Annotated in this window: 19 protein-coding genes; 13 read left to right on the top strand and 6 right to left on the bottom strand. The window is 66.1% G+C overall.

The features are described from left to right. Positions 1-14: 14 nt before the first annotated feature. Positions 15-233 carry a hypothetical protein gene (locus tag G3I56_RS17270; RefSeq protein WP_164409864.1) on the top strand — a complete coding sequence of 73 codons (219 nt, stop codon included), beginning with the start codon at positions 15-17 and terminating at the stop codon, positions 231-233. Between the two features lie 180 nt (positions 234-413). Here the strand turns inward: G3I56_RS17270 and G3I56_RS17265 are convergent, their stop codons facing one another. Continuing rightward, a complete protein-coding gene (locus tag G3I56_RS17265) occupies positions 414-3,683 on the bottom strand; it encodes a S41 family peptidase (RefSeq protein ID WP_164409863.1) in 3,270 nt (1,089 codons plus the stop codon). Positions 3,684-3,887: 204 nt separating this feature from the next. Between G3I56_RS17265 and G3I56_RS17260 the strand changes: the two genes are divergently transcribed. The 6 genes from G3I56_RS17260 to G3I56_RS17235 all read left to right on the top strand — a co-directional run bounded on the left by G3I56_RS17260 (position 3,888) and on the right by G3I56_RS17235 (position 9,358). Beyond that, positions 3,888-4,493 (top strand): TetR/AcrR family transcriptional regulator, encoded by a 606-nt coding sequence (locus G3I56_RS17260; protein ID WP_164409862.1) that lies wholly within the window; start codon positions 3,888-3,890, stop codon positions 4,491-4,493. Between the two features lie 183 nt (positions 4,494-4,676). Beyond that, on the top strand, positions 4,677-6,929 hold the full coding sequence (locus tag G3I56_RS17255) for an MMPL family transporter (RefSeq protein WP_164409910.1): 2,253 nt from the start codon (positions 4,677-4,679) through the stop codon (positions 6,927-6,929). 123 nt (positions 6,930-7,052) lie between these two features. After that, the gene (locus G3I56_RS17250; RefSeq protein WP_164409861.1) at positions 7,053-7,898 is read left to right on the top strand and encodes a Scr1 family TA system antitoxin-like transcriptional regulator; all 846 of its coding nucleotides are present in this window, start codon (positions 7,053-7,055) and stop codon (positions 7,896-7,898) included. Next, positions 7,895-8,086: a DUF397 domain-containing protein gene (locus G3I56_RS17245; protein WP_164409860.1), complete on the top strand. Its 192-nt coding sequence runs from the start codon at positions 7,895-7,897 to the stop codon at positions 8,084-8,086. Before G3I56_RS17250 ends, G3I56_RS17245 begins: the two co-directional genes overlap by 4 nt. A gap of 10 nt (positions 8,087-8,096) precedes the next feature. Further along, complete coding sequence (locus G3I56_RS17240; RefSeq protein ID WP_164409859.1) at positions 8,097-8,582, top strand: YbaK/EbsC family protein; 486 nt, start codon at positions 8,097-8,099, stop codon at positions 8,580-8,582. Further along, complete coding sequence (locus G3I56_RS17235; protein ID WP_164409858.1) at positions 8,579-9,358, top strand: DMT family transporter; 780 nt, start codon at positions 8,579-8,581, stop codon at positions 9,356-9,358. Before G3I56_RS17240 ends, G3I56_RS17235 begins: the two co-directional genes overlap by 4 nt. Before the next feature lie 135 nt (positions 9,359-9,493). On the opposite strand, the gene G3I56_RS17230 is transcribed toward G3I56_RS17235, so the two are convergent. Both G3I56_RS17230 and G3I56_RS17225 read right to left on the bottom strand, forming a co-directional pair. Then, a complete protein-coding gene (locus G3I56_RS17230) occupies positions 9,494-12,733 on the bottom strand; it encodes a tetratricopeptide repeat protein (RefSeq protein WP_164409857.1) in 3,240 nt (1,079 codons plus the stop codon). Between the two features lie 55 nt (positions 12,734-12,788). After that, a complete protein-coding gene (locus G3I56_RS17225; protein WP_239134939.1) occupies positions 12,789-13,082 on the bottom strand; it encodes a trypco2 family protein in 294 nt (97 codons plus the stop codon). Positions 13,083-13,647: 565 nt separating this feature from the next. Here G3I56_RS17225 and G3I56_RS17220 point away from each other — a divergent pair. Beyond that, the gene (locus G3I56_RS17220) at positions 13,648-14,511 is read left to right on the top strand and encodes a hypothetical protein (RefSeq protein ID WP_164409855.1); all 864 of its coding nucleotides are present in this window, start codon (positions 13,648-13,650) and stop codon (positions 14,509-14,511) included. A 98-nt stretch (positions 14,512-14,609) separates the two neighbouring features. Here G3I56_RS17220 and G3I56_RS17215 read toward each other — a convergent pair whose 3' ends face one another. Continuing rightward, entirely contained in the window at positions 14,610-16,727 is a 2,118-nt protein-coding gene (locus tag G3I56_RS17215; RefSeq protein ID WP_164409854.1) for an AAA family ATPase, read from the bottom strand. Between the two features lie 208 nt (positions 16,728-16,935). Further along, positions 16,936-18,288 (bottom strand): tetratricopeptide repeat protein, encoded by a 1,353-nt coding sequence (locus G3I56_RS17210; protein WP_164409853.1) that lies wholly within the window; start codon positions 18,286-18,288, stop codon positions 16,936-16,938. 177 nt (positions 18,289-18,465) lie between these two features. On the opposite strand from G3I56_RS17210, the gene G3I56_RS17205 reads away from it, so the two are divergent. Both G3I56_RS17205 and G3I56_RS17200 read left to right on the top strand, forming a co-directional pair. Then, on the top strand, positions 18,466-19,035 hold the full coding sequence (locus G3I56_RS17205) for an ATP-binding protein (RefSeq protein WP_164409852.1): 570 nt from the start codon (positions 18,466-18,468) through the stop codon (positions 19,033-19,035). 319 nt (positions 19,036-19,354) lie between these two features. Further along, on the top strand, positions 19,355-19,645 hold the full coding sequence (locus G3I56_RS17200) for a hypothetical protein (protein ID WP_203690030.1): 291 nt from the start codon (positions 19,355-19,357) through the stop codon (positions 19,643-19,645). Between the two features lie 407 nt (positions 19,646-20,052). Here the strand turns inward: G3I56_RS17200 and G3I56_RS17195 are convergent, their stop codons facing one another. Next, positions 20,053-20,832 (bottom strand): GntR family transcriptional regulator, encoded by a 780-nt coding sequence (locus G3I56_RS17195; RefSeq protein WP_164409850.1) that lies wholly within the window; start codon positions 20,830-20,832, stop codon positions 20,053-20,055. Between the two features lie 164 nt (positions 20,833-20,996). On the opposite strand from G3I56_RS17195, the gene G3I56_RS17190 reads away from it, so the two are divergent. Genes G3I56_RS17190 through G3I56_RS17180 form a run of 3 tightly spaced genes read left to right on the top strand, consistent with a single transcriptional unit; the run spans position 20,997 to position 22,833 of the window. Then, the gene (locus G3I56_RS17190; protein WP_164409849.1) at positions 20,997-21,335 is read left to right on the top strand and encodes a hypothetical protein; all 339 of its coding nucleotides are present in this window, start codon (positions 20,997-20,999) and stop codon (positions 21,333-21,335) included. Then, the gene (locus G3I56_RS17185; protein WP_164409848.1) at positions 21,335-22,639 is read left to right on the top strand and encodes an FtsK/SpoIIIE domain-containing protein; all 1,305 of its coding nucleotides are present in this window, start codon (positions 21,335-21,337) and stop codon (positions 22,637-22,639) included. The genes G3I56_RS17190 and G3I56_RS17185 overlap by 1 nt, the downstream gene beginning before the upstream one ends. Further along, positions 22,636-22,833 carry a hypothetical protein gene (locus G3I56_RS17180; protein ID WP_086747616.1) on the top strand — a complete coding sequence of 66 codons (198 nt, stop codon included), beginning with the start codon at positions 22,636-22,638 and terminating at the stop codon, positions 22,831-22,833. Before G3I56_RS17185 ends, G3I56_RS17180 begins: the two co-directional genes overlap by 4 nt. Positions 22,834-22,954: the final 121 nt, after the last annotated feature.

Raw genomic sequence — 22,954 nt, 5'->3', positions numbered from 1 at the left:
GGGAGTGAACCCACATGGGCATGAAGGACGAGATGCAGGACAAGGCCCGCCAGGCCAAGGAGAAGATGGAGCAGACCCGGAAGGGTCAGCAGGGCCAGCGTCAGCAGGGCCAGGAGGACCGGTCCGGTAAGCAGGGTCAGGAGACTCCGGAGCGCGGGCGTCCTCGTGATGAGGAGACGGAGCGGGCGATGCGTGAGGAAGCGGAGCGGCTCAATCGGGACCACGAGGCGTAGTCCTGCTTGAGCGAGCTTTGACGTGGGGTGCCCTCGGCTTTTTTGAGGGCACCCTGCTTTTGTGTTGGGGGTGTTGGGGGTGCGTTGTCGGGTGTGGGTGGGTGGGGGCTGGTCGCGCAGTTCCCCGCGCCCCTGGGTATGTGCCCTCGGCGCCCGTCAAGATTGCGGCCGGAGTTGGTCTCACGTACGTGGGGGGAGTTTTGGTCTGGCCCTGTTCGGGACCTCGGTGTAGTCCGGGGGAGTTGCCGCAGGATGGGACTCCAGTAGGGCCAGGGCCAGTTTGATGGCGTCGTCCGTTTCGACGTGGCGGCCCTCTGCCCAGTCGAGGGGTGTGCGCAGGACCTCCAGGTCCGGGGCGACGCCCTGGTTCTCCACTGTCCAGCCGTAGGTGTCGAGCCATGCCGCGTTCATCGGGACCGTGATCACCGTGCCGTCGCCCAGGCGGTGGCGGCCGGTCATGCCGACCACTCCGCCCCAGGTCCGTTGACCCACCACCGGGCCGAGTTTCAGCAGTTTGAAGGCGGCCGTGATCATGTCGCCGTCGGAGGACGTCGCCTCGTCGGCGAGGGCGACCACCGGTCCCCGGGGGGCGTTCGAGGCGTACGAGACCGCCTGGGCATTGCGGGTCAGGTCCCAGCCCAGGATCGTGCGCGTCAGTTTCTCCACCACCAGTTCGCTGATGTGGCCGCCGGCGTTGCCGCGCACGTCGACGATGAGGGCGGGCCTCGACACCTCCATGCGCAGGTCGCGGTTGAACTGGGCCCAGCCCGAGCCGCCCATGTCGGGGATGTGCAGGTAACCGCACCGGCCGCCGCTCAACTCCCGTACCACTTCCCGGCGTTTGGCCACCCAGTCCTGATACCGCAACGGACGTTCATCGACGAGGGGGACCACCGCGACCCGCCTGGCCCGCCCCTCGCCGGGAGCGTCGTGCACCGGCGTGAACGTCAGCTCCACCGTCGTACCGCCCGCGCCCGCGAGCAAGGGGAACGGGCCCGTCACCGGGTCCACCGGGCGCCCGTCCACATGCGTGAGCAGCGCGCCCTCCCGGATTCCCGAACCGGCCAGCGGGGAACGGGCCTTGGAGTCGGACGAGTCGCCGGGGAGAATCCGGTCGAGCATCCAACCACCCTCCCTGCGAACGAAGTTGGCGCCCAGCAGGCCCTGCCTGCGCTGGTAGTGGGGCGGGCCCTCGTTGCGGCGGGCGGCTGTCACGTACGCGTGGGACGTGCCCAGCTCGCCCAGGACCTCCCGCAGCAGGTCCGCGAACTCGTCGGGGGACGCGACCCGTTCGACGAGCGGGCGGTACTGCTCCAGCACCGCGTCCCAGTCGATGCCGCACATGCGGGGTTCCCAGAAGTAGGCGCGGATCAGACGGCCCGCCTCCTCGTACGACTGGCGCCATTCCGCCGGGGGGTCGACCTCGTGCAGGACCCGGCGCAGGTCGATCCAGACGGTCGTGTCGCCGTCGCCCGGGTCGGTGGAGGGCACCGCGCGCAGCTCGTCCTCGTCCACGACGACCAGCCGTGAGGCGTCGCCGCTCACCGCGAACCAGTCGAGGTGGTCGACGAGTTCGGACTTCTTTCCCTTGCTGAGGTTGAAGTGTTCGAGTGTCGGCCGGCCGCTCGTGTCTGCCGGGTTGGCGAATGTCTCGCCCAGTGCGCCCGAGATCGGCCAGCGCAGCCACACCAGCCCGCCGCCCGCGACCGGGTACAGCGCCGAGTACTTGGAGGCGGCGACCGGGAAGGGCGTCACCCGGCTCTCCAGGCCCTCGGCCTCGACGGTCACCGTGCCGTCGGCACCCTCGTCCTCGGCGGGGTCCAGACCACCGGCGGCCGGACGTCCGTCGGGGGAGAGCGCGAAGGGGGAGGGGGTCGCGGAGGAGAGGGGGACAAGGTAGGGCCGGCAGCCGAGCGGGAAGGACAGGTCGCCGGTGTGGACGTCGTACACCGGGTCGAAGCCCCGCCAGGAGAGGAAAGCCAGATAGCGGCCGTCCCTGGTGAAGACCGGGTTCTCGTCCTCGAAGCGGCCATTGGTGACGTCGACGATCAGGCGGTCCTTTATACGGGCCATCTTGATCTGGCGCAGGGAGCGGCCGATGCCGGGGTGCGACCAGGTCAGCCAGGCGCCGTCGGGGGAGAAGGCGAGGTCCGTGACCGGCCCGTTGAGGGAGCAGATCAGCTCGGTGACCTCCCCGTTCGACTCCTCCGCCGCGTCGATGAGGAGAAGTCGGCCGTCGTGGGCGGCGATGGCGAGGCGTTCGCCCGCAGGGTCGGACACCAGTTCCAGTACCCGGCCCAGCCGGCCGGACGCCAGCCGCCTCGGCTCCCGCTCGCCGCTGGCCCTCGGCAGGTAGGCGATCTCGATCGCGTCCTCGCCCTCCGCGTCCGTGACGTAGGCGACCTGCCCGCCCGAGCCGAGCATCTCGGGCATCCGGACGCGTACGCCGGGCGTGTCCGTGATCGTCCTCGCCGGGCCGTCCCGATGCGTCAGCCAGTACAGGCTGCCGCGTACGACGACGGCGCTCGCGCGTCCCGTCTCGTCGACCGAGATCCCGTCGACGTGCTGCGCGGCGGGCACCTGGTACGTACGACGGCCCGCGCGCGGCCCGCCGAGCCGCACGTCGAGGCGGCGGGGGACGGAGTCGGCGGCGAGGTCGTCGACGATCCACAGGTCGCCCGCGCACTGGTACACGACCCGGGTGCCGTCACTGGAGGCGTGCCGGGCGTAGAAGGCGTCGTGGTCGGTGTGGCGGCGCAGGCCGGAACCGTCGTACGCGCACGAGTACAGGTTGCCGACGCCTTCGTGGTCGGAGAGGAAGGCGATGCGATCGCCGACGAACATGGGGGAGTGGAGATGGCCGTCGAGGTCGGGGAGCAGACGCTCGCCGTGCAGCCAGAGGCGGCCGGTCGCGCCGCCCCGGTAGCGCTTCCAGGCGGCCGGTTCATGGGGCGGGGTGCCCGTGAGGAGGAGGGTCTTGCGCTCCCCTCCGATGTCCGCGACCTGGATGTCGGAGACGGGACCCCAGGGGAGCCGGCCGCCGGGGCCGCCGCCCGCCGGGACGCTGTAGGCCCAGGTGAAGTAGGAGAAGGGCTGGCCGTGGGAGGCGACGGCGAGGATGTCGCCGTCCGGGGACCAGCCGCAGACCTGGGTGTCGGCGCTGCCCCAGTAGGTGAGCCGCCGCGCGGGGCCGCCGTCCACCGGCACCCGGTTGATCTCGGGCACGAGACTGCGCCAGCTCGTGTACGCGATGTGCCGGCCGTCGGGCGAGAAACGAGGGTGCCCGACCTTCGTACGGTCGACGGTGAGCCGCCAGGCACGGCCGTCGGTCCCTGACGACCCCGGTCCGTCGTGTCCTCCGTCTCCGTCGAGGCGGGCGAGCCAGAGATCGTCCTCGGCGACGAAGCACAGCAGGTCACCGTTGAGGTGGGGCAGGCGCAGATAGCTCACCTCCTCATGCTTTTCCGGGAATCGGGCCCGGGCAACTTGTGAAATATCGGAAACACGGATACGAGTGAACGCGGCCCGTGAGCGAGGACACGTACGAAACGGTTTCGTTTCTATGATTCTCAGGGTATGTTCATTGACGTAGGGCGTAGCTGAACGAAACGGTGTCGTCCGAGTCCGGGACCGGATCAGGGAAGGGTGAGAGACATGACCGAGGTCGCAACGGCGCGTCGTAGTCGGATCACACCCGAGCGGGAGGCCGAGCTGTACGGCGCCACGCTCGACCTGCTCCGGGAAGTCGGCTACGAGGCGCTCACCATGGACGCCGTCGCCGCCCGTACGAAGTCCAGCAAGGCCACGCTCTACCGCCAGTGGGGTGGCAAGGCCGAACTGGTGGTCAGAGCGCTGCGGCACTTCAAGCCGGGTGGCGGCGCCATCGCCGCTGTCGACACCGGGTCCCTGCGCGGCGACTTCCATACCCTGCTGCTCCGCGAGGACGACTGCGCCATGGAACAGACCTCCGCGCTGATGCGGGCTCTGGGCATGGCGGTCCACGGAAACCCCGATCTCCTCAAAGCACTTCGGGAACTGCTCATCGAGCCTGAGATGGCCGAGTTCCGCAAGGTGCTGGGGCGGGCTGTCGACCGGGGTGAGGTCAGCGCGGACAACCCGGCGATGGGTTATGTGCTGCACATGATGATCGGCGGCTTCATCGCGCGCTCGCTCATCGACGAACTGCCCCCGACGCAGGCCTACTTGCGTGACTACATCGACGCCGTGGTGCTCCCCGCCCTCTGCGTACCGGTCACGTAGGACAGCCCGTCTCCGAACCAGCCCTTGAACAACCCCACGTATCACCCCACTTGCACCTGACCCGTACCTGCCTTGCACCTGACGCGAGCGCTCACGTCGTCGGGCTGATCCCTCCTGCGCCCCAACAGGCCGATCAACCCTGCCCTGTTGCTGTTCAACGACCTGACCGGGAGTACGCCCCTCGTGGCCACGTTCCTCTACAAACTCGGCCGGCTCGCCTTCAGGCGACGGCATTTCGTCGCTCTGATATGGGTGGCGCTGCTGACGCTCGCGGGAGTCGGCGCGGCCAGCGCGCCCGCCGCGGGCACCACCTCCTTCTCCATTCCGGGTACGGAGGCCCAGAAGGCCTTCGACCTGCTGGAACAGCGTTTCCCCGGCGCCAGCGCCGACGGAGCGACCGGGCGCATGGTCTTCAAGGCGCCCGAGGGCCAGAAGATGACGGACGCTGCCAACAAGGCGACCGTGACGAAGACCGTCAAGCAACTGGGCGACGGCTCCGAAGTCGTCTCCGTCTCCGATCCGTTCACGACAGGCGCCGTCAGCCAGGACGGGACGGTCGCCTACACGTCGGTGAAGTACACGCTGCCCGGCATGGAACTGGCGGACTCGACCAAGGACTCCCTGGAGAAGGCCGGCGACGATGCCCGGGCCGCCGGGCTGACCGTCGACGTCGGGGGTGACGCGCTGCAGGCGGAGTCCGAGCCGGGAGCGGTCGGCGAGGTCGTCGGCATCGCCATCGCCGCGCTCGTCCTCGTCATCACCCTGGGCTCGCTGGTCGCGGCCGGACTGCCGCTGCTGACGGCGGTCATCGGCGTCGGTATCGCCGGCGCCACCATCACCTCCCTCGCCAACGCGCTCGACCTCGGCGACAGCACGTCCACGCTCGCGCTGATGATCGGTCTCGCGGTCGGCATCGACTACGCGCTGTTCATCGTCTCCCGTTACCGCGGTGAACTGGCCGACGGCCGTGACCGCGAGGAGGCGGTCGGCCGGGCCACCGGCACCGCCGGCTCGGCGGTGGTCTTCGCGGGCCTCACCGTCGTGATCGCCCTGGCGGGCCTCGCTGTCGTCAACGTCCCGATGCTGACCAAGATGGGCCTCGCGGCGTCCGGCACGGTCGTGGTCGCCGTACTCATCGCGCTGACCCTGATCCCGGCACTGCTCGGATACGCGGGCCGCAAGGTCCAGCCGGCGGGCCAGAAGAAGGACAAGAAGAGCAAGAAGGCGAAGAAGGGCACGAGCGAGAGCGAGACGAACGAGCAGGTCAAGCCGGTCGCCGGGCCCAACATGGGCACCCGGTGGGCGCGCTTCGTCATCCGCCGGCCGGTCGCCGTACTGATGTTCAGTGTGCTCGGTCTGGGAGCGATCGCGCTCCCGGTCACCCAGCTGGAACTGGGCCTGCCCGACGACGGCTCGCAGCCGACGTCCACGACCCAGCGCAGGGCTTACGACCTGCTGTCGGAGGGCTTCGGCCCCGGCTTCAACGGTCCCCTGATGGTCGTCTACGACGCCCGGGGCACCGCCGACCCCCAGGCCGGTGTCGACAAGCTGGTCGACCGGATCAAGGGCCTCAAGGACGTCGTCACGGTCGCCCCGGCCCAGTTCAACAAGGCCGGCGACACCGCGACGATCGCTGTGATCCCGGACTCCAAGCCGTCCTCGACCCAGACCGAGGGCCTGGTGCACGCGATCCGCGACCAGAGTGCCGACGTCAAGGCCGAGACCGGCGCGACGGTGCTGGTCACGGGCACCACCGCGATGAACATCGACTTCTCGCAGAAGCTCAACGACGCCCTGATCCCCTACCTGGGCCTGGTCGTCGGCCTCGCGTTCCTGCTCCTGATCCTGGTCTTCCGCTCCATCCTGGTCCCGCTCAAGGCGGCCCTGGGCTTCCTGCTCAGCGTCCTCGCCGCGCTCGGCGCAGTGGTCGCGGTCTTCCAGTGGGGCTGGCTGAGCGGCCTGCTCGGCGTCGAGGAGACCGGCCCGATCATGTCGATGGTGCCGATCTTCATGGTCGGTGTGGTCTTCGGTCTCGCGATGGACTACGAGGTGTTCCTCGTGACCCGCATGCGGGAGGCGTACGTCCACGGTGAGTCGCCGTCGAACGCCGTGGTGACCGGGTTCAGGCACAGCGCCCGGGTCGTGGTCGCCGCCGCGATCATCATGATGGCCGTCTTCGGCGGCTTCATCAGCTCCAGCGAGTCGATGATCAAGCTCTTCGGCTTCGGCCTGGCGATCGCGGTCTTCTTCGACGCGTTCGTGGTCCGCATGGCGATCGTCCCGGCCGTGCTGGCCCTGCTGGGCAAGCGGGCCTGGTGGCTCCCGAAGTGGCTGGACCGCGTACTCCCCAACGTCGACGTGGAGGGCGAGGGACTGCGCACCCTGGACGACGACAACCGTCCGAACGACGAGGACCGGGAGCTCGTACAGGTCTGAGTCGGACGCCGGCAAGCTGAGAAGGGGCACCCCGCGCTGCGGAGTGCCCCTTTCCGGTGTTTGTCCCGCCTGTCCCGGCTGTCCGCAGTGCCGTTCGGGTACGGGTCGCCGTTGGAGGTGGGTATGAGCGAAGACGTGGACGAGGTGGGCTGGGCGATCGAGCCCGGCGACGATATGGCGCCGATGATCGAGGTCGTGGGCGGCGTGATCAAGTTCCACAGGGAGGCCGCCGGAATGTCGGTGGCCGACTTCGGGGCGGCCATGCGGTACGGCGAGGACCTGATCCGGAAGGTCGAACGCGGGGCACGGATTCCCCGGGTCGAATTCCTGTACAGCGCCGATGAGTTGGTGAACGCGCGGGGCGCGATCGTCGCCATGCGGAAGTACGTGGAGGACGCGCAGTACCCGAAGAAGGTGCGGGATCTTAAGGAGCTTGAGGGGCGGGCCGTCGAGTTGTTGTTGTACGGCAACCACAACATCCACGGCCTGCTGCAGACGCCGGAGTACGCGAAGGCATTGTTCGAGACACGTCAGCCACCGCTCTCTTCCGGTGAGGTGGAACGGGAAGTTGCCGCGCGCATGGCCCGTAAAACGGTCTTCGACCGGGAGCCCACACCTTCGTTCAGCTTCATCCAGGAACAGGTGACTCTTGAGCGGCCGATCGGAGGGAAAATGGTGCTACGTCGGCAGCTCGAACACCTGCTGGAGGTCAGTGAGTTGCGGAACGTCATGATCCAGGTCATGCCGACAGACCGTGAGGATCACGCCAGCATGCAGGGCCTGATCCAGGTGCTGAAGTTCGCCGATGGCTCGGCGGTCGGTCGTTGCGAAGGTGCGTTCAATGCCCGTCCGATCTCAAGTCCCAGGGATCTGCGGGTCCTTGAGCTGCGTTATGGGATGATCCGGGCGCAGGCTCTCCCGCCTGGGGAGTCGCTGGCCTTCATCGAGCGAGCGCTTGGAGCGTTATGAGCACCTCGGAACTCCGCTGGTTCAAGAGCAGCTACAGCGACAGCAGTGAACCCGGCGACTGCGTAGAAGTAGCCACCACCCCGCACGTCATCCACATCCGGGATTCAAAGACCCCCACCCACACCCCGCACCTCACCCTCGATCCCACCACCTGGAATAGGTTCGTAACGCATCTGTCCGCCAGCTAGCGTGCCGGGCATGACCACGTCCTCCCGTTTCGCCGAGGCCCTCGATGAGCTGGGCCTCGGAGAGCTCCACGCCCGTATCCGCCGGTTCCCGGACGAGACCCGTACCGCCGCCGAGGCCGCCGCCGCGATCGGGTGTGAGTTGAGCCAGATCTGCAAGTCGCTGATCTTCTCCGCCGACGGAGTCCCGGTGCTCGTCCTCATGGACGGCGCCTCCCGCGTCGACGTCGAGCTCGTCCGGCGCGAACTCATGGCCGCGAAGGTCACCCGCGCCAAGGTGGACGTCGTACGGGATACCACCGGGTACGCCATCGGGGGCGTGCCGCCCTTCGGGCACCGGACCAGGACCCGGGTGCTCGCGGACCGTTCTCTGCTGGAGCACGACGTCGTCTGGGCCGCCGCCGGCACCCCGTACACCGTGTTCCCCATGGAGCCGAAGGCCCTGATCGCCCACGCCGGCGCGACCCTCGTGGACGTACGCGAGTCGGCGGCTTCGTGACTCCGACGGTCACCGCCGCCGTACTGCTCGCCGCCGTCACGCACGCCTGCTGGAACGCGCTCGCGCACCGCATCACCGACAAGCTGGTCGGGTTCACGCTCATCGCGGGCGGCGGGATGGTTCTCGGGCTGGTCGCTCTGCCGTTTCTGCCGCTTCCCGCTGCCGGGGCCTGGCCGTATCTCGTCGCGTCGGCGCTCATCCACATCGCGTACTACGTGCTGCTCATGCGGTCGTTCCGGCTCGGCGACTTCGGGCAGGCATATCCGATCGCGCGCGGTACCGCGCCCCTCGTCGTCACGGTCCTCGCCGCCGTGTTCGCCCACGAGGTACCCGACGGCTGGGCGGCGGCCGGAATCACCGTGTCCTGTGCGGGACTTACCGGCGTCGCGCTGTGGGGGCTGCGAGGGAACCGGCCCAACTGGGCGGCGATCGTGGCCGCGTTGGCGACCGGGCTGACCATCGCCGCGTACACCGTCGTCGACGGGCTGGGCGTACGGGCCTCGGGCTCCTCGCTCTCCTACATCGCCTGGCTGATGGCCCTGGAGGGCATCGCGATCCCCGCTTACGCGCTGTACCGGTGGCGGGGTCAATTCCTGGCGACGGTACGGCCGTTCGCCGCCGTCGGACTGCTCGGCGGTGCGCTGTCCGTGGCGGCGTACGGGTTGGTGCTGTGGGCGCAGACCCGGGCGGAACTCGCCCCCGTGGCGGCACTCAGGGAATCGTCGGTCAAGTCGTGCTCATGCGGTAATAACTTCGCTGTTCAGGGGGCTTGGTGAGGTTGCTCTCGTGTGTGTATGTCGCGATGGTCACTGTGGGTGTGCATTGGTTGGTGGCGTGCGACCAGGGGAGTTGATCGGGCGTGAAAATGGACGCTGTTGGAAGCGAAGGTCCCAGCTCGCTGGTGGGGTGCCTCAGGCGTTGGTCGATTTCGCGTGGGTGAGATTGGCGGTGACAACACGGGTGGTGGGGTGGTTTTCGCCGAAGACCCGTAGGCAATCGGTGAGGGTCTGTTCGTAGAGGGGGATGGCCCGGTCGAGGTCCCCTGCCGCCCGGTAGGCGCCTGCGAGGTTGTTGCGGGAGGCGAGGGTGTCGGGGTGGTTTTCGCCCAGGATCCGCATGCGGTCGGTGAGGTTTTGTTCGTAGAGGGGGATGGCCCGGTCGAGGTCCCCTGCCGACGCGTAGGCGCCTGCGAGGTTGTTGAGGGAGGCGAGGGTGTCGGGGTGGTTTTCGCCCAGGATCCGCATGCGGTCGGTGAGAGTCTGTTCGTAGAGGGGGATGGCCCGGTCGAGGTCCCCTGCCGACTCGTAGGCATACGCGAGGTTGTTGCGGGAGGTGAGGGTCTCGGGGTGGTTTTCGCCCAGGATCCGCATTTGGTCGGTGAGGTTTTGTTCGTAGAGGGGGATGGCCCGGTCGAGGTCCCCTGCCGACGCGTAGGCGCCTGCGAGGTTGTTGCGGGAGGCGAGGGTGTCGGGGTGGTTTTCGCCCAGGATCCGCATTTGGTCGGTGAGGTTTTGTTCGTAGAGGGGGATGGCCCGGTCGAGGTTCCCTGCCGACTCGTAGGCGCCTGCGAGGTTGTTGAGGGAGGCGAGGGTGTGGGGGTGGTTTTCGCCCAGGATCCGCATGTGGTCGGTGAGGTTTTGTTCGTAGAGGGGGATGGCCCGGTCGAGGTTCCCTGCCGCCCGGTAGGCGCTCGCGAGGTTGTTGCGGGAGGTGAGGGTTGCGGGGTGGTTTTCGCCCAGGATCCGCATGCGGTCGGTGAGGTTTTGTTCGTAGAGGGGGATGGCCCGGTCGAGGTTCCCTGCCGCCCGGTAGGCGCTCGCGAGGTTGTTGAGGGAGGCGAGGGTGTGGGGGTGGTTTTCGCCCAGGATCCGCATTTGGTCGGTGAGGTTTTGTTCGTAGAGGGGGATGGCCCGGTCGAGGTTCCCTGCCGCCCGGTAGGCGCTCGCGAGGTTGTTGAGGGAGGCGAGGGTGTGGGGGTGGTCTTTGCCCAGGATCCGCATTTGGTCGGTGAAGGTCTGTTCGTAGAGGGGGATGGCCCGGTCGAGGTCCCCTGCCGACTCGTAGGCATACGCGAGGTTGTTGCTGGAGGTGAGCGTGGAGAGGTGGTCGGGGCCGTGGAGGCGAGCGGAGGTGGCCACCGAGCGCTTCTGGTAGGTGATGGCCTGAGTGATCTGCCCTTGGCCGCGCAGGTAAGCGGCAGTGTTGGTGAGGAGGAGGTCAGTGTCATCAGTGTCGTGGGTGGGCTCGGCGGCGCTGAGGAGGGCTTCCGCGTGAGGGAGCAGAGCGCGCCAGGCGGGCCAGCCGGCCACGTTCGTGTCTGGTTGCTCGGGCAGTGCAGTGAGCAGGAGAGTGGTGGCGTGGTGGCGGGCCGCGGTGATGGTGCCGTGGGTGCGGTGGGGGTCTGCGTCGTCTGCAGTGGTGACGTCGGGAGTGCGGGCGATGGTCTGGATGAGGCGGTGGATGCTGAGGGTGTCGGTGTCCAGGGTGATCATGTTGTAGGCGGCGAGCTGGCTGAGGGCTTCGGCGTAGCCGACAGGGGTGTCGGTTAGGGGTGCGAGGAGGGTGCGGGGGATGGCGGTGGGGGCGTACCAGGCGGCGGTGCGCAGGATGTCGACGGCCAGAGGGGTGGTGCGGTGGAGGGCGTCGAGGGTGATGCGCCAGATGCGGGCCATGGTGCGCTGAGGAATGCTGCCCGCAGGGGCGGTGCTGGTGGTCTGGGCCGGATATTGGCGGAGCAGCTCCCGGTAGGCGCCGAGGGCGATGTGACTCTGGGCGATGAAGGCGCCGGCTTGTTCGAGGGCGAGAGGCAGGTGCCCGAGCTCGTCGGCGAGCAGGCGGGCGTGGTGCTGGCTGTCGGCGTCGGTCCGGCGGGTGAGCTGGGTGAGTAGGTCGAGTGAGGCGTCCGGGGTGAGGAGGGGAAGGGCGAGGGGAGTGCTGGGCCAGCCGTCCGTGAAGCGGCTGGTGATCAGGTGGCGTCCGGCGTGATGGAGCTGGCCTATCAGATGGCGGATAGTGTCGGGCTGTTCGGCGTTGTCGAGGATGAGGAGCCAGCCGGGGTGGATCTGGAGCCATCTGATGGCCCAGTCCGCGTCCTCCGCGCTGGTGCGGCCGGTGGCGCCGCCGTGGATGCTGGTGGTCAGGCCGGCGAGGTCAGTGATGATCTGTTCAGGGGTGTCGGCGTGAATCCACCACACCAGTTGGTAGGAGTGCCGGTGCGTGTGGGCGTAGTGGAGGGCCAGGGTGGTCTTGCCGACACCGCCAAGACCGTGAACGGTCTGGGTAATGGCTTTCGAGTCTCGTTCCATGGCGGTGGCGAGGGTGGTGAGGGCTTCTTCTCGGCCGACGAAGACTTCGGTGGGAAGGCCAGGGAGGTTGTGCAGGCCCGGGGATGCGTCCACGTCGTAAGGGCCTGATGGGGGGTGGCTGCTGCTGGCAGGGGTGGTGATGTCTTCCAAGGCCAGTGGATTGCCTGCGGCTTTGATGGTGCTGGTGAAGCCGGGGCGCGCGGCGAGGGTGGCCAGGGGAACGGCGATGAGCTGGTTGCCTGGATATCTTCCCGCGCGGTCGGTGGTCAGGACCCCGGCGAGCAGGTTCCCGCAGAACAGAGTTGCTCCGGATGCCCCGGACCAGGACGACACTGCATCGGTCGCGCTGGGTGTGGCGACTCCGTCAATGTGTGCGGTGATCAGGCCTGATTTCAGGCCGCTCAGGGTCTCTATGTGCCCGCGGATCTCCTTGGTGTCCCGGGTTCCGTCCCGCTGGTCGGACTCAGGGAACCCCACCGCGACACAGCCGACCCGCGCCTCGACCGCACCGGGCGAGGGAGCTGGCAGACGTCCCCAACGCACCGGCGCCGCTGAGTCAGGAGGCTGCCAGGTTGAATCGGTGATGAGTAGCAGGGCAGCGTCGGTGTGCGGATCCTGCGCGATGTCGGGCGGCTGCTCCGGCCACAACACCTCGGCTGCCACCCATGTGGCCTGCGGCTCTCCATGCCGGGCGAGCCGCCGCACCTCCACCGCCCGCTCGGAGGATGATCCCGCCTGCTGGATGTTGTGATACGCGGTGAGGACCAAGCTGTCTGTGATGAGGTATCCGCTCCCGGCGATCTGGCCCGCCGGGTCCCAGATCTCCATCACCCGTTGCACGTCCACTCGCGAACCCCTGTTCTCTGCATCTCACCAAGCGGCTGCCAGCGGGGCTGCTCTACTACTGAGGGCGCTGGGGGGTGCGGGCGCCGATCTTCTGGTCCTGGCCGTGTTCGTCGACCGGCTGCAAGGTGATCTTCAGTCGGGATGTGGTGCCGGCCGCGTATCCGGCTTTCGCCTCGGCGCTGGCGCTCCAGGGCAGGATGGACACCTTGGCGCCGGCCTGGGCGTCCTTCTTGACGTCCACCGCAAACTCCATCTCCACCGGGCCGGTGCGGAACTGGATCGTATGCCCGTGACCGTCGGTCATAGCCTGCTCCAACTCGGCCCGGATCGCGCTGATGGCCTCGGACAATCCAACCCACGGCTCCTGCGGCATTGATGGTTCCCCCTGATCTGCTGAGCTGACGTCAGGTGGGCAGGGTAACGGCTGCTGACCGGAGAAATGCCCCGGAATGACGATCTGTCACAGGGGCAGGACGCAACCGCAACAGACCGCCGACGTAACGAGCCGGCGACGCTCTGTGTGCGACGCCGGACGTGATCTCCGACGGTATGGCGCAACCTCCGCGTGTGCCCTGCCACCGTGCTGCACAAGCGTCAGTCAAGTCGTGCTCATGCATAACTTCGCTGGCCCGGGGACTGGATGAGGAATGAGGCGCGCTCGTAGACCTCTTTGTCTGCGGCGCAGCCAACTGACAGGCTGTCCCGCGTACCTGCTGAGGGCTCGGAATCTCCTGGCGCAGCGCGCAGAGTGGTTGAGCGGCGTCCTCGGAGACGCTGGCCGCGCAGAACTGTTGCGCAAGCCTGGCTGTCAGAGCGTCCCACTACTCTTGGTGATGCCGCGTAAGGCAGACTCACTGCTCCGCCAGGACTACCGGACCGGCCTCCAACATAAGCGCTCACGGCGGGACGGTCACATGTCTTTTGGCGAGGTTGACGCGGCGGGCAATATCTTCGAGAAGACGTGGTGGTTGCTTCAGTCCGGTTGGTTCTGGGCCAAGCAGACGGCACAGGGTGACCACACCACCATCGCCGCGTGTGGCGGGATGGACCGTGACTACTCGGAACGCTTCGTGGCGAGGGTGTGCGTCGGACCTACGCGTGCGGTGAAGCCGGTACCGTCTGTCGAGTTGGCTGCCCGTGCCCTGAGGGTGGCGCGCAGAGTCTTGGGCGACCTGCCGTACGAGGTGAGCTACTCCGGCGAAGACAGAGTGCGTTTCGTCGTGATGGACGATGGCGAGTTCGGTCCCTTTGAGCGTCACCATCTGGAGGTGTTTGGCTCCGGGCTGCTGGATCTCCGCTGGGGGTTGCACATGGCTGTGATCGATGAGGTAGCCGACCCGCTGCCATTGGGCGAGGTGGTGGCAGTTATCCGACGGGTACATCAGGTGACGCAGGGGAGCGAGTACCGCAATCTGTATAGCAAGCGGCTGAGCGAGAAGCGCCGTCGGCATGACTGGCGCATTGGAGTAACCGGCCGTATGAGCAGCGCTAAAGGGCAAGTTGAATGGCATTCACTCGACGTGCCGGGCTCGGACTCCTTCGCTCGGGCCAAGAACCGGTACGCCTACTGCCCCAGCATCGGCTTCGCTGCGGACCGCCTACTATCCCGCAAGCCAGATGAACCGGTACAGGCTGTCGTGCGGCCGGTGTTGGAAGAGTTGTTGATGCACGCTGGGTACCTCGACGTACCGAACTCTGTCGCGGCCATCGTTGCCCATCATCAGTTGGACAGCCCGACGAGGCCAGCCTTGGCGCCGGCCGAGCCTCCGGCCCCATGATGGGGCCGGAGGCTCGGTCAGCAGCTTTCGAGCCTTGCGCTCGTTGTCGTCTGATGTCGCCGTGGTCTCCCGGTAGTGCCTGAGCGCCGCCGAAATGCCTACTTTTCAGTAACATCGTCGAAGAATTTGGAAAAGATCAAGTCGAACTCACAGCTATCGGAGTCCGCAAAGGCGGGAAGCCCTCTAAGGGAATCGGCAGTGTTGTAGCTCTCACAGAAGCGCTGAGCTCGAACATTCTTATTTCCGGAAGAAAGATAAACGGATGGAGGGTAGTAGTCCTCGATCGCGCCACGCTCCCAGACGAAAATATTCTCCGCCCTCAGGGCAGACAGCAATTCGAGCTTAGCCTTGCGCAAATCTGCGGAAATTGCATCGCGCAGCACGGCTCGCTTTGTGCGGGAACTAGCACGATCAAAGAATGCGCTAACGGCAGAGTTAAGCTCCTCCCATGTGCATTCTTTCTTAGCGAAAGCGGAATGCAGGTCAGTGGCTTGCTGCCAGAGGCCTTGAACCTCTCCGCTCTTCCTCATCTTCTTCAATACTTCGCCACGAATCTGGTTCTCTTCCACCAATTTCGCATCTCTATCAACGAGGGGAAGCAGTCGACCGCGAATTTCTGCGCAGCGGTCACTAGCCCCGAGCTTATCAAAGCCTTCAAGGACAGCATCTAGATCAGCCAACACAGAGACTTGCATCTCGAATTTTTCGAAGAAGCCACGATACCGTGCAATGCTCCCCTTTCCCTCGACTTTGGCGATTGCCACAGCGTGCTTTTGAAAGTCCCATTCTGGGTTCAACGTCTTCGCTACATGTGGGACTAGATGGCAATCACTCGGACCTTCCACCAGGAAAACTGAATCGGCAAAGAAGGCTGCCTCATTGTTCTCGTGCTTAATGATCTCAAACTGATCTCTAGCGTCGATATCACTCAGGTCAATTACGTGTGCGCGACTTACGGGTGGGTCGACCTGGTGATTCTTGATCATTTTTACAAAAGTGCCCGTTTCTCTTGGGCCATAAAAAGCCGAGGAGTGGGTAGTTACCAGCACGTCATTGTACTGAGAGAAGAATTTGAGAGCATCAAAAAGCTTCCGTTGCGCTCGCGGATACAGAAATACCTCTGGCTCTTCGAAGAGCAGTACTGTCGGACGCTCTGTCGCAGAGGAATGGCCTTTTATCTGCTTCTTCTTCTGGTCTACGTAGGCTCGAAGAATAGCGAATGTGACCGACCGACGCAGACCGTCGCCCTTCGTACGAAAATGACCTGGAACTCCATCATTAATCGAAATTTCAGCACTTGACAAAAGCGTACGGAGGGCTGGCGGAGGGATGTCGAGCCGCACATCCGCACGAGGGAAGGCTTCCTGTAGGTTGCGCTCGATCAGTTTCTCGATATCGCGCACTTCTTTAAGTCGCTGATCGTCCTCATTCCCCTGATCATCGATCACTACATTCAAATGTCGATGCAGGTCGTCAAAGGATTTCTGAAGGTTGGGCATCTGATGTTCAATCTGTCCAAAAAGCAACCCAAGTAGCTTGCCAAAGGTAGAACTATCCGTCGTCTTCACTTCGTCATTAAGCTCTTTGACCGCCGGGATGTAGATAACATCCGGAAGTAGGGCCGAAATGGACCGATCAATCCCTGTGGGTAGTTTGCTTCCTTCTCCCTCCGTCATTTCCTCCGGTGGCAGGCTTGATACGATCTCCTCAAACTCCCTCCTGACGGCAGCCTTCGTGATCTTACCGTTCAGCTTCGCATGGATTTCCGGATACGTATGCGCCACGTTGGCGGAAACCTCTTCCGCTGAAAGCCCCACTTTCAGCGTTTCATCTAAAGCCGTTTGACTGAAACGGCTATCACGTGGCACTTTGGACAGTACTCGAATTTCCCCCTTTCCTGGTGAAGAGTAAACCCTCAACAGAGTCAACGAGCCATCTTCAACCTCTTTCTCGATCTTTGCGCGATGCTGGGAATCGAGCCGGGCGAGGTCGTCGGCATCAATGTCAGAGAAAGAAACCTGAACGCGAACTGATTGGGTTTTTGAGAGAAATTCTGAGGCGTCCATCGCGCTTCCGCGAAGAAAAGTGTTCAGCGCCTGGAAAACCGAGGACTTTCCTGCGTTGTTTTCGCCGATAACGCAACCAAATCGACTTAGGGGAATCTCAACTGACTCAAGCCCTCGATAGTTTGTAATCTTTACCTTGGTGATGCGCACTTTTCCCCAGCTCCACCGCATGCCGATCCGGTCACCTGACAGGAGAGTGATCCTATAAGGACCTTCTGGCGCCTTGCAGCGATTTCAGGAAATTACCTTGATTTCGACACTTTGGAGTCCTCTGAGCGGGCATCGTAGCCTTGGGCTACTGTCGACAGCCGAGCCCAGTTCCCGCCCATAGCGGGACTTGACCCGTAGGCGATAGTGCTCAGAACGGCAGTTCGGGCCTGGCTGTGCCTCGTTTGATGGCCGTGACCTGCTCATGGAAGTGGAGTGTTGAGGCCTCGCGGGGGTATCTGGAACGAAGTTCCTTGTCCAGCTCGTCAGCGACTAAAAGCAGGGACGGCAGCGACTTGCGGTCGGCTTCGAGCGCCGTGGTGCCCATAGCGACGGCTTCTTCTATGTCGCCGGTTCGGGCGGCGGCGACTCCGAGTGTGAGGCGGGCCTCTGCGGCGCGCATGGGGGAGATCTCGGTTCCGTCGGGGCCAGTGCTGATGCGGATGACTGAGCGGGCGTGGGTGGCGGCGCGTTCGTCGTCTCCGAGGAGGCGGTAGGCGTCCATCTCGTAGAAGTCCCACTTGTCCGGGTCGATTATGAAGTGATGTTCGGGGTGATCCGGGCGGGGTAGCCGGTCCAGGCGGGCGCGTCCGGCGTCCAGGGAGTCACGGACCAGGCGGGCGTCTCCCATGCGTGCGGCTGCGCGGGCCTTGTGGGCGTACAACTGCACGCCGACGGAGTGCGTCTGATCGGCAATGTGCCCTGCTTCGACTGCATCAAGCATGTCTGGCCAGCGGCTTTGCGTGAGGGCGAACCACGCGTCAATCTCGAACGCCCATGCTTTGATCTCGCCGTGGCCGGCCTCGTCGCCGATCCGCAGGGCGGCGGCCTTGCTGAGGTTGGCGGCCTCCCGCTGACCCCGGTCGTACTGCACGCACGCGTTCAGCAGGAAGAGCCAGCCTGCGTCGACCAGGAGTTCCCGGTGCTGGCGCAGCGTCGTCCGGCCTTCGAGCTGCTTGGTGACGTACTGCAAGCCGTTGCGGGTGCGCTCGTGCAGGTAGTCGGCATCTGCATACGGATAAGCCCGGGCCAGTTGATCAATGCCCTGCTCGATCGACTCCAGGGCTGCGCTGTTGATATTGGACATCTCCGTTCGCCGTAGTAGCTCGGCGATGTCCCAGAGTCCTGCGCCAGCCTCTGTGATCAAGGTGCTCGGGTCCTGCGGCACGGAGACACTGGCGCTTCGGGCCAGCTCCCACGGACGTGGGGCGAGTCCTGCAAGGGGGCCGGGGATGCGTAGCCCGTCCACCACTTCGAGGATCTTGCGGTGCTGGGTGATCCGTGGGCGTGTGCCCTTGCCGTCGGTCTCCGGTCGGGCCATGAGGCCGATGTGCTCGCGCTTGTAGCCGACGGCTTCGGCGATCTTGGCGTAACTGATCTTGCCGTGCAGTCGGGCGAGTCTGAAGACTTCGCCGAAGTCGTGGTTGGCGACTGCCGACCGTACGTCCGCGCGTTCCAGCACGTGCGGCGGCAGGGCTGCCGGTGTCGGCGCTGCTTCGGTCATCTCACTTCCCCATCGTGATTGACCAGACGTGTCTTCTCTTCTGCGTTCGTCTTGCGAGTGTACCCACGAGGGGGGTCCCCAAGAGGGGGGAGCGACAGCCGGTACAGGGGATGCATCCTCGGTCCACCCTGCCGGGAGCGTCTCGGCGGACGCGACTGGAGACGGTGAGTTTGTGTCATGACCGCGAAGCAAGCCAGAAAGCGTGAGCACGTCGCGAGTGAGCTGGACGCATTCGCTCACTGGTTCATCTCGCCGAACCTGTCCGACGGTGGTCACTACCTGACGCTCACGCTCTTCGCCGAACTCGGCAACACCGCACGCCTCGCGCGTGACATGACGGGTGCGTTCCTTCAGAGCACGGGGGTCCATGACGTAGTGGATGATGCCCGGCTGATCGTGTCGGAGCTGGTCGGGAACGTGATCAACCATGCTGTGCCGGAGCGCTGTTTTTCCAGGCCCGGTGGAGTGCGGCGTATCGATGTGGCGTTCAAGTTGTGGCCGAAGTGGCTGTTCATCGGCGTGACCGATGAGGACTCGTCTCCGCCGTTGCTCCCCTTGGGTGAGCCGTTCTCCCCTGGTCTCGCTGGTGAACTGTCTGAGGCTGTGCTGCCTGACAGCGGGCGGGGGCTGCTGATCGTTCAGCGGCTGGCCACCTCGGTCTGGTGGACGCCGGAAGACAAGGGCGGAAAGACCGTGTGGGCCCGTCTCGACCTTACCGACGGCGCCGGGGGCAAGCCGTTGTGGTGATCTTCGGGCCGTCACGTCCTCGTTTGCTCTCTCGGGAGCGGGTGACGGTCCGGGGGCTGGAGGGTCATCCCTCCGGCGTACGGGGCGCGGCCTCTTGGCTTGGGTCATCGGGTTCCCCACCCGAGTAGCAAGGGGCCGCGCTTCACAACCGAAAACGCAAGACCGGACCACCCCCGCGCCTGGAAGCAACTGGGGTGGTCCGGAAGGGAGTACAGCGACCCCCGGTGCCTGATGGTACCGGGGTCGTTGTGCTGTGCATCCGCCCTGGACCAAAGAGAGTTGACGATCAGTTACCTGGACCAGGACAGAGGTGGACACAATGACTGGCGCTGGCGAGAACTGGCTGAGCGACGGCATCGATGACTCCAGTGCGGACTTCGGGCTCTGGGTGCCTGGCGTCGACTACCTGGCGGCGTGGCGGGTCGCGCGAGAGTCTGCCGACCGCTTAAACCGGGCGTTCCTCGGTGCCGGGTTCGAGCTGTCGGAGGTGCGGGCTGTCGCCTCGACGAATGAGGACGGGCGCGGCGTGGTCCGGGTGACGGGCTGGCCGGACGCGGTGGAGCGGCTTGCTTGGCTCCTGGAGTCGCACCCTGGCGACGGTGTGGCATGAGGAGCGTTCTCGCTGGTGAGTGGTGCGGGTGGGCACGTCGCCGGCCGCAGAGACTTTGGGCGGGAGCTGCCATGGGGCGAGTGAACAGGGGGCCTTACGCTCGCCAGCGGATCGGGCAGTCCTTGGAGCTGCCCGCAATAGCCCGATCGGCCCCCTGTTCTTCGAGGCTCGCCCCATGGTGGCTGCCTAAAGTCTCGGAGGCCGTCGACCACCAGCCCACCACGCCCCGGCCCACCACTGCCGGTCGGCGCCTCAACTCCCCTGGCGTGCTGCGGTGTGGGGCGGCTGGCGCCTGGACGGGATCGGCGGCCACGCCGCACGCCCGGCCGGGGCGGCCGGGCGCCCCGGCGCGCCGCAGGCGCGCCCTTGAGGAAGTGAAGGCTGTTTCGACCGATGGCCGTTGTCGCTCAGGCGCGGGCGCGTCGGGTGGGCTGCTTGTCGGCGGTGATCCGGTAGGCGAGTTCGGCACGGTCCGCCCCGGTGCGCAGCTCTTCGAGGATCAGCGGGCGGCCGTCGGCGGAGTGCGTGACACGGGCCAGGTGCAGGACCGGGGTCGCGTCCGGCAGGCGGAGCGTAGTCCGCTCGTCGGGAAGCGGCATGCGGGCGCGGACCGTCTCGGACCACGTCAGCTTGTGCCCGTCCTGGGTGAGCAGACCGTAGATCGCTGCCGGTCGCGTGGACGGCTCCTCGGCGAGCACCGGGATGCCTTCGGCGGTCGTGAAGGGGATCAGCGTGCGGTGCATGGCGCGTGTCCCGGAACTTGGGTCGATCAGGAGACGGTCGCATCCGAACAGAGCTTCTTCCGCACCGAGTTGGAGGAGTCGGCCGGTGTCCTTCGTGGTGCGGGTGCGGTAGGTGCTCGGCTCTTCAGCCTCGTCCCACACGTCGCCGCCTGGCATCACGAACGTGCCGTCGGCGGTGCGGGTGATGCGGCGTTCGAGAGTGAGGGCGGGCTGTCCGGCGGAGCGGACGAAGCTGCCTTTGCCGTGGCGGACGTCGACCAGGCCTTCCGCTCGCAGGGCGGCAATCGCATTGCGGACGGTGGGGCGCGATACGCCGTAGCGGGCCATGAGCTGCGCCTCGGACGGAAGCAGGGCATCGGGCGCGAACTCACCCGACAGGATCGCTTCCCGGATGGCGGCGGCCACCTGCTGGTAGAGGGCTCCGGGGCGCTGGATCTCCGACATGGCGGCATCTCCGGGTTCAGGTCGTAGTCACGTCGCACGCGCGACATCACTCGTCAGCATAAGTACTTGCATCCCCGCCGTACAACACTTCATAGTCATCACTCGTAAGGACAAGTGACGTCTGAATATGTCAGGCGTCCCCAATCGGCCAGGAGGCCACAGGCATGCAGTCCATTCCCGTGGACACCGGGCGGCTCGGCGTACTGCGCTGCGCCATCGCCCCCGAAGCAAAGATCAGCAACCAGGAGACACAGGAGATCAAGAAGGACCGGGACGGCAACCTCGTCTACACCGTCGCCGTCACCGTGCGCCAGGACCGGCGGCGCATCTCCGTCATCGAGATCGCCGTCACCGGCGAACCCAAAGGCATCGAGGAAGGCATGATCCTCAAGGTCACCGGGCTCACCGCGTTCATGTGGGCGATGGGCGACCGGCACGGCGTCAGCTTCCGCGCCGACGCCATCACCCCCATCACCGGCGCCTTAAAGGCCGGTGGCGCGTGATGACCGGCATCATCGCCCTCACCCTCGGGCTGGCCCTTCTCGTCTGGGTGCTCGGCGGCGGTGATCTGCTGCGGCGTCACTGCCCGGTCTGGCACTGGTACCTCGCCGGATACCCGGCCGCTGCATGGCGGGTGGTGTTCACCTGGCGCAAGATCGCGATGCTCACCGACCTCGCCGTGTCCCGCCGTCCTTCGCGAGGGCTCCTCGGTGACCTGGTCGTCAAGGGCGATCCACTGCGGCCGGTCGCACCGAAGATCTCGTTCCCCCGCCCGACGCGTGCCGGGCTGAGCGTGATCGTGCGGCTGCACGCGGGCCAGACCCCCGCCATGTACCTCAAGGCGGCCGATGCCCTCGTACACGCATGGAAGGTCCACGCGGTCCGGGTCACCTCACCGGAACGGGGGCTGGCGCTGCTGACGGCAACGGCCACCGATCCGCTGCAACGCCCCGGCCTCGCTACCGCCCCGCCGGCACTCCTGTCCGCACTGATCGGGGTGTTGGAGAGCGGGGGCGCGTGGGTGATGGATCTTCTGGTGGTGCCGCACTGGCTGATCGCCGGGGCCACCCGGTCGGGCAAGTCCACCCTGCTGGCGCGGCTGATCACCCAACTCGCCCCGCAGCACGTCGCCCTGGTCGGCATCGACTGCAAGGGCGGCATGGAACTCGGCCTGTTCACCGACCGGCTCAGCGCACTGGCGACCTCCCGCCGTGAGGCGGTCGCGGTGCTCGCCGCGCTGGTGGTCGACATGCAGGACCGGATGAGCGTCTGCCGCACGGCCGGCGCCCGCTCCATCTGGGAACTGCCCGTCAGATTCCGGCCCGTACCAGTCGTGGTGATCGTCGACGAGATCGCGGAACTCTACCTGTCCGACGGCAGACGCGAGAGCAAAGCAGAAGCCGAACAGTGCTCCACCCTCCTCCTGCGACTGGCGCAACTCGGGGCCGCGCTCGGCATCCACCTCGTCGTCGCCGGACAGCGAGTCGGCTCCGACCTCGGCCCCGGCGTCACCGCACTGCGGGCACAGCTCGGCGGACGCATCTGCCACCGGGTCAACGACCCCGGCACCGCCGAAATGATCCTCGGCGACCTCAACAAAGACGCCGTGGCCATAGCTCAGTCGATCACCGCCCAGGAACAGGGCGTGGCCGTCTGTACGGGTCCTGACGGCGGCTGGAACCGCGCCCGCTCCCACCTCACCCCCACCCAAGAAGCCATCGCGATCACCCGTAAGCACGCGGGCCTGGTGCCCGAACTGCCCACCGTCACCCGCGCTCTCACCGCTCTCGAAGGAGACTCCCAATGATCAGCACAGGTGCCGCCGTGTCCCTCGTCGTGGTCTTCGGGATCATCACCTTCCTCCTCGTCCGCTCCCGCGACGTCCGCGCCTGGGAAGCCGTCTGCATCGCCCTGTTCGGCCTCTACCTCGGCCAGACCCCCGTCAGCCTCACCATCAACGGCTTCGTCACCTGGGTCCTCAGCGGCTTCTCCCACTTCTAGACACAGCAGAAAGGGACGTACGCCATGCCTATGCGCCGCGTGAGATGCACCGTCTGCAAGGGCGACGGAGCACGCAAGACCTGGACCGGACGACTACGCCGCTGCCGCGTCTGCCGGGGCA

This window comes from Streptomyces sp. SID12488, from assembly GCF_010548275.1.
GTDB lineage: Bacteria > Actinomycetota > Actinomycetes > Streptomycetales > Streptomycetaceae > Streptomyces.
Note: the sequence above shows the minus strand (reverse complement) of the source record. Positions and strands in the feature narration are given on the sequence as shown.

Excerpts from the sequence above, each read along its gene's own strand:
- G3I56_RS17200 (WP_203690030.1), top strand. The coding sequence starts at position 19,355 with ATGACTGGCGCTGGCGAGAACTGGCTGAGCGACGGCATCGATGACTCC.
- G3I56_RS17260 (WP_164409862.1), top strand. The coding sequence starts at position 3,888 with ATGACCGAGGTCGCAACGGCGCGTCGTAGTCGGATCACACCCGAGCGG.
- G3I56_RS17240 (WP_164409859.1), top strand. The coding sequence starts at position 8,097 with ATGACCACGTCCTCCCGTTTCGCCGAGGCCCTCGATGAGCTGGGCCTC.
- G3I56_RS17195 (WP_164409850.1), bottom strand. The coding sequence starts at position 20,832 with ATGTCGGAGATCCAGCGCCCCGGAGCCCTCTACCAGCAGGTGGCCGCC.
- G3I56_RS17190 (WP_164409849.1), top strand. The coding sequence starts at position 20,997 with ATGCAGTCCATTCCCGTGGACACCGGGCGGCTCGGCGTACTGCGCTGC.
- G3I56_RS17205 (WP_164409852.1), top strand. The coding sequence starts at position 18,466 with ATGACCGCGAAGCAAGCCAGAAAGCGTGAGCACGTCGCGAGTGAGCTG.
- G3I56_RS17180 (WP_086747616.1), top strand. The coding sequence starts at position 22,636 with ATGATCAGCACAGGTGCCGCCGTGTCCCTCGTCGTGGTCTTCGGGATC.
- G3I56_RS17185 (WP_164409848.1), top strand. The coding sequence starts at position 21,335 with ATGACCGGCATCATCGCCCTCACCCTCGGGCTGGCCCTTCTCGTCTGG.
- G3I56_RS17220 (WP_164409855.1), top strand. The coding sequence starts at position 13,648 with ATGTCTTTTGGCGAGGTTGACGCGGCGGGCAATATCTTCGAGAAGACG.
- G3I56_RS17210 (WP_164409853.1), bottom strand. The coding sequence starts at position 18,288 with ATGACCGAAGCAGCGCCGACACCGGCAGCCCTGCCGCCGCACGTGCTG.
- G3I56_RS17245 (WP_164409860.1), top strand. The coding sequence starts at position 7,895 with ATGAGCACCTCGGAACTCCGCTGGTTCAAGAGCAGCTACAGCGACAGC.
- G3I56_RS17250 (WP_164409861.1), top strand. The coding sequence starts at position 7,053 with ATGAGCGAAGACGTGGACGAGGTGGGCTGGGCGATCGAGCCCGGCGAC.
- G3I56_RS17270 (WP_164409864.1), top strand. The coding sequence starts at position 15 with ATGGGCATGAAGGACGAGATGCAGGACAAGGCCCGCCAGGCCAAGGAG.